Annotated in this window: 3 protein-coding genes and 1 pseudogene; all 4 read left to right on the top strand. The window is 44.8% G+C overall.

All coding sequences use genetic code 11. From position 1 onward, the window contains the following. Positions 1-4 precede the first annotated feature (4 nt). Positions 5-1,408 (top strand): hypothetical protein, encoded by a 1,404-nt coding sequence (locus B9T19_RS10270; RefSeq protein ID WP_094568536.1) that lies wholly within the window; start codon positions 5-7, stop codon positions 1,406-1,408. Positions 1,409-1,559: 151 nt separating this feature from the next. Continuing rightward, positions 1,560-2,293: pseudogene (locus B9T19_RS10265) on the top strand (transposase). 259 nt (positions 2,294-2,552) lie between these two features. Continuing rightward, positions 2,553-7,391: a BapA prefix-like domain-containing protein gene (locus B9T19_RS10765; RefSeq protein WP_143436888.1), complete on the top strand. Its 4,839-nt coding sequence runs from the start codon at positions 2,553-2,555 to the stop codon at positions 7,389-7,391. A 324-nt stretch (positions 7,392-7,715) separates the two neighbouring features. Beyond that, on the top strand, positions 7,716-12,478 hold a 4,763-nt coding region (locus tag B9T19_RS10665; RefSeq protein ID WP_233146849.1), incomplete at its 3' end, for an Ig-like domain-containing protein.

The following is a 12,478-nucleotide window of genomic DNA, read 5'->3' as shown; positions in this document are numbered from 1 at the left end:
TAGAATGAACCAAAAATTAAATACAGCTCTTAATTCTCTATTAGAGAAGTCCGTTAAAAGTGCAGATTATAGCGAGGCTTTTGAAGTAGGAAGTTATCTTTTAGAGCAAAGAGCTTTGGAAAAAAGGAATTTAAAACAGTTAATGACAGCGGCCATGCGTACAGGAAATCGCAGAGTGCTTCTTAATCTGTTTTTGAATAAAGAGAAAAGTGAGGGGCTTATTTCTTTAGAAAAAGGACTTGTTGCTAGCCTTTTCTATCAGTTGAAAGATGAAGAGAAATGTGCTGAATATGCACTTCAATATTCGAGAGAGAACGTGATTTCAAAGAGTAGAGAAGGGAAATTAAAAGTCCTTATTTTGCAAACATTTGCTTCAGGCGCTTTTAATTTTAATGCAAAACGTCAATCTTTTCATATGCCCGATGGACACAATAATCTTATGTCTGTCCTCGATAGAGACATTCAAAAAATTATTTTGCGCGTTGATGATATAGATGTAGCTCTAAAAGAGTTAAAAAGACAGAATATTTCTGTTGATATTATCTATAATTCGATCACAGATCCAGAGCGATGTGAAGTTGCGCTCTGTAAGGCTGCTGCGATATGTGCAGCATTTCCAAATGTACCTGTTGTGAATCATCCCAGTGATATTTTAGCGACTTCAAGAGATAATAATTATCGGCGGTTTAATGATATGCCCCATATTGTTTATCCTAAAAATATCAGACTAGAGAATGTTAATAAAAATTGTCATGCCCTTATTAGGGAAGCGGTAGAAAAGCACCAATTGAAGTTTCCACTGATTGTTCGTTTATCGGGATACCATGTGGGAAGGAATATGCACCTTATAGAGTCAATAGATCAGCATGATTTTGCTGATTTTGAAACGATAGTTTCTCAGACACCAAAGGACATTTATCTTATTGAATATGTTGATGTCTCCTTTAAAGATAATCGCTTGCCTGGTGCAAGGCTTTATCCTAAATATCGTGCATTATTTACAGGAGGAAAGTTATTTCCTATCCATCTTTTTGTTGCTGACAATGACTTCAATGTCCATTTATCTAATTCTGAAAAATTAATGGCGGCTAATCCTTGGCTGACGGAGATGGGAATTAGTTATTGCCGTTCTCCTGAAGAAAGTATTGGGGCAGATAATTGGAAAGCTTTAGAGCAAATTATGCGGCAAACAGGTCTAGAGTATGTTGGGATAGATTTTGCTTTAAGCCAAGAAGAACGCCGGAAGGGTGTCGTTATTTTTGAAATTAATGCTGCTATGAGAAATTCAATGAGATCTAAAAATATGCCTGTTTATGTTAAAAACTGTTGGAAACAAGTAACAGATAGAATACATCATTATCTGTGCGATCAGGCAAAAGTACCCACATGGAGCTTTGACTTATCTTAAAGTATGATTTGGTTTATTTCTACTCTTTAGCAATCTAAAGGGAGATCCAAGAAAATTTTGTTTCGTTTTAATCAATGAGCGTAAACTTACCCTAAAAAGACACAAGCCAAAACTATAGATTTCTGTCATCATAATTTAGATGGAGGAAATCATGAAACGATCAAAATTCACAGAAACACAAATTGTAAACATTTTAAAACTGGCAGAAAAAGGCGTTAAAGTGACCGATATCTGCCGAGAGCACGGCATTAGTAGTGCTACGTACTATCAATGGAAAAGTAAATATGGAGGCTTAGAAGCCTCAGATTTGAAGCGATTACGGGAAATTGAAGCTGAAAATGCCAAGCTCAAAAAAATGTATGCTGAGTTAGCTTTAGAAAATGCAGCAATTAAGGATTTATTGGGAAAGCTGTAACGCCGGAACGACACAGAGAAGCGACTCAACACTTGGTATATCAAGGATTACTTTCGATAGCTAAGGCTTGTCATTGATACCTCACTACCGGCCACTAGAGTTGTGAGAGTTTTAGAGCAACTTAAAGAAGAAAGAGGTGTTCCTAGAATGATTCGTGTTGATAATGGCAGTGGAATGACATCTCCAGCTTTTACAAAATGGTGTGAAAATAATCATATTAAAATCTATTATGTTGTGAGTCAGGAAAGCCAAATCAAAATGCTTATATCGAGCGTTTTAATCGTAGCTATCGAACTGAAGTATTAAACCCCCATCTATTCTCCTCCTTAACTCAGGTGCGAGAACTCAGTTAGGCTTTGATGTTAAGTTATAACGAAGAAAGACCTCATGAGTCACTGGGAAATTTACCTCCCAGTGAATTTAAAAAACAATTAACCGAAAAAGTCTCTAGTTATGAACTGTGCGCTTGACGGTAAGTTTACGTTATCATTAAAAGAGTACACTATCTTTTATATCATTTTATATATTAAAACCACTATACATAATGAGTAAATATTGACTTTTATTGATATTTGGCGATAATTAATTTAAATTGTTTACCTATTTTTAATAAAAATACTCAACTGCAATCGAATAATTAGTTGTAGTTGGGTTTGTCGTGTCTACAGGCAGATAGTGTGTAGGCGCGAGTTGTACCTAGCATTTCTGTAAAATAGAGAGAGATAACTTATGTCAATGATGGTTGTAACGCGTGCAGAGAGTGATGCAAAGCCGGTAGAAGTACCTTTGGCAGATTACTCAATTGTAACGCCACAGTTAATCAAAATAAAAGGGAGTTTAGAGGATATTGAGAGTGCAGAGCGAGTAGGGCAAAACTTAGTTTTGACCTTCAAGTCTGGTAAAACAATTATCCTCTATGGGTTCTATAATGAAAACGAAGAGGGAGAGCATAGTGAGTTAATCTTAGAAGATGACTGCGAGCTCTACTGGCTTAATGGTGAAAGAGAATTTGTTGATATAGATGTTGACTCTCTCTTAGCAGGTGAGATAGCAGATGCTGGGATTTCAGCAAATTGTGTACCACCTTATTGGGTTTTAGGTGTTTTAGGAGGGGGGCTTGCAGGCTTAGTTGCAGCTATAGGCGGTTCATCCTCAGATAGTGGGGGAAGCAATATAGGAGCTGGTGTAGGAGATGACACCGATAGCGACTCCGATTCCGACAGTGATTCTGACTCGGACAGTGATGCTGACGCTGACGCTGATGCAGATGCCGACGCAGATGCCGATGCTGATGCCGACGCAGATGCGGATGCTGACGCTGATGCCGACGCAGATGCCGATGCTGATGCGGATGCCGATGCCGATGCTGACGCGGATGCTGATGCTGACGCAGATGCTGATGCTGATGCTGATGCAGATGCTGATGCAGATGCAGATGCTGATGCCGATGCGGATGCTGACGCCGATGCTGATGCCGATGCTGATGCCGACGCAGATGCCGATGCGGATGCTGACGCCGATGCTGATGCCGACGCAGATGCTGATGCAGATGCTGACGCTGATGCCGATGCGGATGCTGACGCTGATGCCGATGCGGATGCGGACGCCGATGCTGATGCGGACGCTGATGCCGATGCCGACGCAGATGCCGATGCTGATGCAGATGCTGATGCAGATGCTGACGCTGATGCCGATGCGGATGCTGACGCTGATGCCGATGCGGATGCGGACGCCGATGCTGATGCTGATGCCGACGCAGATGCCGATGCGGATGCTGACGCCGATGCAGATGCCGATGCGGATGCCGATGCTGATGCGGATGCCGATGCTGATGCGGATGCGGACGCCGACGCAGATGCTGACGCTGATGCTGATGCCGACGCAGATGCGGATGCTGACGCTGATGCCGACGCAGATGCCGATGCTGATGCGGATGCCGATGCCGATGCTGACGCGGATGCGGATGCTGATGCTGATGCCGACGCAGATGCTGATGCAGATGCAGATGCTGACGCTGATGCAGATGCCGATGCGGATGCGGACGCTGATGCCGATGCGGATGCGGACGCCGACGCAGATGCTGACGCTGATGCTGATGCCGACGCAGATGCGGATGCTGACGCTGATGCCGATGCTGATGCTGATGCGGATGCCGACGCAGATGCCGATGCTGATGCGGATGCCGATGCTGACGCGGATGCTGATGCTGATGCAGATTCAGATAGTGATGCGGATGCTGACGCCGACGCTGATGCCGATGCGGACGCAGATGCCGATGCGGATGCCGATGCTGATGCCGATGCGGATGCTGACGCTGATGCCGATGCTGACGCCGATGCAGATGCCGATGCCGATGCAGATGCCGACGCAGATGCCGATGCTGATGCGGACGCAGATGCGGATGCCGATGCCGATGCTGACGCGGATGCTGATGCTGACGCCGATGCGGATGCCGATGCTGACGCGGATGCGGATGCTGATGCCGATGCAGATGCTGACGCGGATGCTGATGCAGATGCGGATGCCGATGCTGATGCGGATGCTGACGCAGATGCTGATGCTGATGCGGATGCAGATGCTGACGCCGATGCTGATGCCGACGCCGATGCCGATGCCGACGCAGATGCGGATGCTGACGCCGATGCGGATGCTGACGCCGATGCCGATGCAGATGCCGACGCAGATGCCGATGCGGATGCCGATGCGGATGCCGATGCTGATGCGGATGCTGATGCTGATGCTGATGCCGATGCTGATGCTGACGCCGATGCAGACGCTGATGCGGATGCTGATGCCGATGCCGATGCCGATGCCGATGCCGACGCGGATGCTGATGCAGATAGTGATTCAGACTCCGACAGTGACTCAGACTCAGATAGCGATTCAGAGGGCGAAGACCAAGAGCCTAAGGAGAAGAATCCCTTAGATTCTCCTCAAGACCTCGAGATCACCATTAAAGATGATGAATATACTGTAACGGGTAAAGGTGAGCCTGAAGCGAAAGTGATCATTACCGATAAAGATGGTAAAGAGATCGGTAAAGGTGAAGTCAACGAAGAAGGTAACTTTACAGTACAGCTCAATCGTCCGCTTACAAAAGGTGAGGAGGTCGAGGTTATCTTGAAGCCAGGATCAGGTCAGGAAGATGATTACCGTGATTCAGATCCCGCTTCGGTTGTTTGGGAGCCTCTCCAAAGTATTCTTGATAGCAATCCTTTTGTTCAGTACGAAGAGATTGTTGCAGATAAGGATAAAGAGCTTGAGTTTAAGGTAGAGACGGATTCTCGTTTTGAGTTAGCAGCTGTAGATGTAGGTAAGTTAACGGGTAATTTATTGGGGGTAGGTGCAGGTGCTACTGCTTATCCATCCATCAATATGAATGTGGAGAGTAACTTTAATGAGTTAAAGTTAACTGCTACTTTTGCTAATGCAGTAGGCCTTAATCCAGCTACAGATCTAAAGGTTACTCTAGAAGTTTTAACTGCTGAAGGCTGGAAGCCTTCTCAAGTTGTTGAAGGGGATGACGGTGTATTAAACCTTTTGGGTCTTTCTATTAAGGGGGGTAAGCTTGAGATTCCATTACCTGAAAATTTACCAAAAGGTATTTACCGTGCAACAGTAGAACCCGGTAAGGATGACCTTGATGTCTCTGTTATCGGTCAAACGACGATCTCTTCTGAAGGAAGTAAGGTCTATAGTGAACAAGATGCTAAATGGATCTATTCACCGGATTCAGAGAATAGTAACATTCGAGACGGCGCAGGTAATTTTTTTGAGGAGCAAGGTAAGGAAGATCAGAGCGTTACGATTACAGTTGTTAAATCTGCGGAATCATCACTTTCATTAGAAGAAAGTAATGAACCCTTAATATCAATAGATGGGGAGTTTGGTACATTAAGGATTTCAGAAAATGGTGATTACACATATAAACCTGATCCTGAAAAAGTAAATGGTCAAAGTAATCTTGGTGAAGTCTTTAAGTTAACGCTTAATAATGGGCAAGAAGTAACACTTGCTTTTGAGATTGATTCTTCACTTACAAAAGCGCCTGAAAGTGAAAACCCAGAAGTCTTTGACAATTGGGTATTGAGTGATGTTGATGATGATCAAGCTGACATTAAAACCTATAACGAGCATCAATATCCTTCACTCAAAGAGCCTAATGGCGATAATGATCAGAAAGAGTTTTGGTTTGAAAGTGAAGATTATTTAACAGGCCTTGTCACAGATGGAGATATTAGAGCGGACTTCTTTGAGTTCACGGTTACTACTGAGGGTGTTGCAGATACTGGACAACTTTTGGCGCTTTCCTCTAATGGCTCGATAGTGATTGAGTATAAAGAAGGGGCGAGTTGGAAGACTTTAAGTATTGAAAAACTAAAAGACCTTGTTCTGAATGTTTCAGCAATTAGTGAGAAGGTCGCTAATTACTCTATCAGTCTTCCGATGCTTCTAAAGGAGGTTGATCCTACTATCTTAGAAGGACTTGGTGAGGATACTCAATTTAGAATAGGCTATAAAGGGCCTGTAGCAAGTGATCTTGTCGATGATGGGCTACTTGCTGAGACTTTAGGTGAAGATGTTCTCAAGGGAGTGTTAAAGGAAGTACTGTCAGGAGATGAAAATCTTCTAAAAGATGTCTCTGATGTGTTGAAAGATACCTTAAAAGATGTTCCTGTTGTTGGAGATCTTGTGGCAGGTCTGACAGGAATTCTTGGTGGGATTCTTGGTGGGGTTCTTGGTGGGGTTCTAGGTGGAGATCCTATTAAGAAACTTCAAGAACAGATCGTTAAGGTAATCGATGCCTTACCGCTTAATGAACTTGATAAAGTTGTACAAGCTATTGTTAAGGAGGGAGGGCTTGATAATCTTTTAAATGCTGTTACAGGGATACTTAATGATCTTCTTGCAAATACAGAAGTTGATTTAACGCAATTTGTATACGGAGAAGAGCCAAGATCAACAGCAGGAAACTTCATTGAGAAAGCTTTTGTCTTGAATATCGATGGTAGTGATTGGAAGGCTCTTGACCTCAAGGTGACTCAGGTAGGTGAAGAGAAGATAGTGGATGATAACCCCTTAACTGTTGAGGGTAATCATGGAACCTTGAAGATTCATGCGGATGGTAGTTATACCTATACGCCTGGTGCGAATATCGACAATCTCTATCAAACTGATCAGTTTGAGATTACGGTTGCAGATGCAGAAGGTAACGAGGTTACTAAAGATCTCACCTTCAATATTAATGGCGGTTTACCAATAGTACCAGCATCAGAGGTGACAGGATTCTCATTAGTGGAAGATGAGTTATCATTAGATGAAGTTGATCAATTAGATCAATTTGAGTCTGTTGATAATGAGGGAGAAGCACTGGAAGATTCATTAACATTGAATGATGTTATCGGAATGGAAAGTGAATCTATCACACTTCCTGAAGAGGATGGGGTAACTCAGCGTATCACTTCTCTGGTAGAAGAGTCAGATATTAATGAGTTAGTGGTAGATGTTCAGCCAGTTGTCGATCCTTTGGATGATCTACTTTCAGATCTTGACAAGAGTATTTTTTAATACCCATTATCTCTAGCAGCTAATAAGTAGTAATAACAAAGCCAGAAATGATCTATTTCATTTCTGGCTTTTTTTCTTGATAACAGAAAAGTTTTGATTTTGAGAGTCTAGCTTTAAATTTTTAGTGGTGAAAGTATAAAGATGGCCTGCTCAATATTGACGCTATATTGACAGTTTTTTATTTAAATTGATAAAATATATAAATTATATATTTGATTGAGTTTTAAATTTAAAGTTAAGTCTTTCATTGTAAAATTCGCTGTTTTACTCCCCCCAAAAAAAAACTATTTTAAAAGTTAAAAGAGAACATAGAGAGAAGATCATATGTCGATGATAGTTGTTGCGCGCACAGGTAATTCAAATCCAGTCGAAGTTCCATTAAGTAATTATACAATTAACTCTCCACAGTTAATCAAGATTAAAGAGAGTCCAGATGATATTCAGCGTACAGAACGTATTGATCAGGATCTTGTTATTATATTTAAATCTGGTAAGAAAATTGTCTTATATGGGTTTTATAATGAAAATGAAGAAGGCGAGCATAGTGAGCTTATTTTAGATGATGACTGTAAGCTTTCCTGGCTTAATGGGGACAAAGAATTTATTGACATAGATGTTGATTCTCTCTTAGCAAGTGAAATTGCAGATGCTGGTATTTCGGCAAATTGTGTTCCTCCCTATTGGGTGTTAGGTGTTTTAGCCGGTGGTTTAGCAGGTCTTGTTGCAGCAGTAGGAGGAGAAAGTTCTTCTAGTGGCGAGGGAGTATCAACTCCTATACAACCTCCTAAGGAAGAAGATTTAGAGGTGGATGACTCCGACAGTGACTCAGACTCGGATAGTGATTCAGATTCGGATAGTGACTCAGACTCCGACAGCGATTCAGATTCCGACAGTGACTCAGACTCCGACAGTGATTCTGATTCGGATAGCGACTCCGATTCCGATAGTGACTCAGACTCCGACAGTGATTCTGATTCCGATAGTGACTCCGATTCCGACAGTGATTCCGATTCCGACAGTGATTCTGATTCGGACAGCGACTCCGATTCCGATAGTGACTCAGACTCCGACAGTGACTCCGATTCCGACAGTGATTCTGATTCGGATAGCGACTCCGATTCCGATAGTGACTCAGACTCCGACAGTGATTCTGATTCCGATAGTGACTCCGATTCCGATAGTGACTCTGATTCCGACAGTGACTCCGATTCCGACAGTGATTCTGATTCGGACAGTGACTCAGACTCCGACAGTGACTCTGATTCCGACAGTGATTCTGACTCGGACAGCGACTCCGATTCGGACTCTGATAGTGACTCCGATTCCGATAGTGACTCAGACTCCGACAGTGATTCTGATTCCGATAGTGACTCCGATTCCGATTCCGACAGTGATTCTGATTCGGACAGCGACTCCGATTCCGATAGTGATTCAGACTCCGACAGTGATTCTGATTCGGACAGCGACTCCGATTCCGATAGTGATTCAGACTCAGATAGTGATTCTGATTCCGATAGTGACTCCGATTCCGACAGTGATTCTGATTCGGACAGCGATTCAGATTCAGATAGTGACTCTGACTCCGACAGTGACTCAGACTCCGACAGCGACTCCGATTCAGATAGTGACTCTGACTCCGACAGTGACTCTGATTCGGACAGCGATTCAGATAGTGACTCTGACTCCGACAGTGACTCCGATTCCGATAGTGATTCAGACTCAGATAGCGACTCTGACTCAGATAGTGATTCTGACAGTGACTCTGACTCCGACAGTGACTCCGATTCCGACAGTGATTCTGACTCGGATAGCGATTCCGATTCCGACAGTGACTCTGATTCGGATAGCGATTCAGATAGCGACTCTGATTCCGATAGTGACTCCGACAGTGACTCTGACTCGGATAGTGACTCTGATTCGGATAGTGATTCCGACTCCGACAGTGATTCTGACTCTGACAGCGACTCCGATTCCGACAGCGATTCAGACTCTGACAGCGACTCCGATTCCGACAGCGATTCTGATTCCGACAGCGATTCAGATTCCGATAGTGACTCCGATTCCGATAGTGACTCCGATTCCGACAGTGACTCTGACTCGGATAGCGACTCCGATTCCGACAGTGACTCCGATTCCGACAGTGATTCAGATTCCGATAGCGATTCAGACTCTGACAGTGACTCTGATTCCGACAGCGACTCTGATTCAGATAGTGACTCTGATTCCGACAGCGACTCCGATTCCGACAGTGACTCAGATTCCGATAGTGATTCTGATTCAGATAGTGACTCCGATTCCGATAGTGATTCTGATTCGGACAGTGACTCAGACTCCGACAGCGACTCCGATTCGGACAGTGACTCTGATTCCGACAGCGACTCCGATTCCGACAGTGACTCAGACTCCGACAGCGATTCAGATTCGGACAGTGATTCTGATTCCGACAGCGACTCCGATTCGGACAGTGACTCTGATTCTGACAGTGACTCAGACTCCGACAGCGATTCTGATTCAGATAGTGATTCTGATTCGGACAGCGACTCCGATTCGGACAGCGACTCTGACTCCGACAGTGATTCTGACAGTGATTCTGATTCGGACAGTGACTCAGACTCCGATAGTGACTCAGACTCCGACAGTGATTCTGATTCAGATAGTGACTCTGATTCCGATAGTGACTCTGATTCGGACAGTGATTCTGATTCCGATAGTGACTCAGACTCCGACAGCGATTCTGACTCCGATTCGGACAGTGACTCCGATTCAGACAGTGACTCAGACTCCGATAGCGACTCCGATTCCGACAGTGATTCTGATTCGGATAGCGACTCCGATTCCGATAGTGATTCTGATTCGGATAGCGACTCCGATTCCGATAGTGATTCTGATTCCGATAGTGACTCCGATTCCGACAGCGACTCCGATTCCGATAGTGACTCCGACTCAGATAGTGATTCTGATAGTGACTCTGATTCCGACAGTGACTCAGACTCCGATAGTGATTCAGATTCGGACAGCGACTCCGATTCCGATAATGATTCAGATTCCGACAGCGACTCCGATTCCGATAGTGACTCCGATTCCGATAGTGACTCTGATTCCGATAGTGACTCCGATTCTGACAGTGACTCAGACTCCGACAGTGATTCAGATTCCGATAGTGACTCAGACTCCGACAGTGACTCAGACTCCGACAGCGACTCCGATTCAGATAGTGACTCAGACTCCGACAGTGACTCTGATTCGGACAGTGATTCTGATTCGGACAGCGACTCCGATTCAGATAGTGACTCTGACTCGGATAGTGATTCAGATTCCGACAGTGACTCTGATTCGGACAGCGATTCAGATTCCGATAGTGACTCAGACTCAGATAGCGACTCTGATTCCGATAGTGACTCAGACTCAGACTCGGATAGCGATTCAGACTCCGATAGTGATTCAGATTCGGACAGCGATTCAGATTCCGACAGTGATTCAGATTCCGATAGCGACTCTGATTCGGACAGCGACTCAGACTCGGACAGTGACTCAGATTCCGATAGTGATTCTGATTCAGACAGCGACTCCGATTCCGACAGTGATTCAGATTCTGACAGTGACTCTGACTCCGATAGTGATTCAGACTCCGATAGTGATTCAGACTCCGATAGCGACTCTGACTCCGATAGTGACTCTGATTCCGATAGTGATTCTGACTCCGATAGTGATTCAGATTCAGACTCCGACAGCGACTCCGACTCTGATAGTGACTCAGACTCCGACAGTGATTCTGACTCGGATAGCGATTCCGATTCCGACAGTGACTCTGATTCGGATAGCGACTCTGACTCCGACAGTGACTCCGATTCCGACTCTGACAGTGACTCTGATTCAGACAGTGACTCAGACTCCGACAGTGATTCTGACTCGGATAGCGATTCCGATTCCGACAGTGACTCTGATTCCGATAGTGACTCTGACTCCGACAGTGACTCTGATTCCGACAGTGATTCTGATTCGGACAGCGACTCCGATTCCGATAGTGATTCAGACTCAGATAGTGATTCAGATTCGGACAGCGACTCTGATAGCGACAGCGATTCAGACTCCGATAGCGACTCTGATTCCGATAGCGACTCCGATTCGGACAGTGATTCTGATTCCGACAGTGACTCCGACTCAGATAGTGACTCTGATTCCGATAGCGACTCCGACTCTGATAGTGACTCAAACTCCGACAGTGATGCCGATACAGAAGCCCCCGATGCGCCTAATAATGTGGTTGTTGACAATCATGAAGATGAGGAAGGCAACACTACAACTACCGTGACCGGTGAAGGTGAACCGGGTGCTGAGGTTATCGTTAAAGATAGCGAAGGCACTGTTGTGGGTGAAGGTACCGTTAACGAAGAGGGCAACTTTGAGGTAGAGCTTGATAAGCCATTCACCAACGGTGAAGAGCTTGAAGTGAGCTTAAAAGATGAGGCAGGAAATGAGTCTGACTCAACGTCAGTTAATGCCCCAGATACTACTGCGCCCAATGCACCAACAGCAGAGATCGATGAAGATGGCCTTGTTGTTAAAGGTAAGGCTGAGCCAGGATCTACTGTTGAAATCAAAGATCAAGAAGGAAACAGCTTAGGTTCTGTCGTAGCAGATCCTGAGAGTGGCGAGTATGAAATCACGCTAGATCGCCCTGTAACGGATGGTGAAACTGTCAATGTTACGGCAACCGATGAAGCAGGTAACACCTCAGAGAAGACGCCTGTAACCGGTGAGAAAGATACAGTTGCACCTGATGCACCGACAGCTGAGATCGATGAAGATGGACTTGTTGTTAAAGGTAAGGCCGAGCCAGGTTCTACTGTTGAAATCAAAGATCAAGAAGGAAACAGCTTAGGTTCTGTCGTAGCAGATCCTGAGAGTGGCGAGTATGAAATCACGCTAGATCGCCCTGTAACGGATGGTGAAACTGTCAATGTTACGGCAACCGATGAAGCAGGTAACACCTCAGAGAAGACGCCTGTAACCGGTGAGAAAGATACAGTTGCACCTGATGCACCGACAGCTGAGATCGATGAAGATGGCCTTGTTGTTAAAGGTAA

This window comes from Ignatzschineria sp. F8392 (assembly GCF_002252045.1).
Lineage (GTDB): Bacteria > Pseudomonadota > Gammaproteobacteria > Cardiobacteriales > Wohlfahrtiimonadaceae > Ignatzschineria.
This window is presented reverse-complemented; position numbering and strand designations above follow the sequence as displayed.

Excerpts from the sequence above, each read along its gene's own strand:
- B9T19_RS10270 (WP_094568536.1), top strand. The coding sequence starts at position 5 with ATGAACCAAAAATTAAATACAGCTCTTAATTCTCTATTAGAGAAGTCC.
- B9T19_RS10765 (WP_143436888.1), top strand. The coding sequence starts at position 2,553 with ATGTCAATGATGGTTGTAACGCGTGCAGAGAGTGATGCAAAGCCGGTA.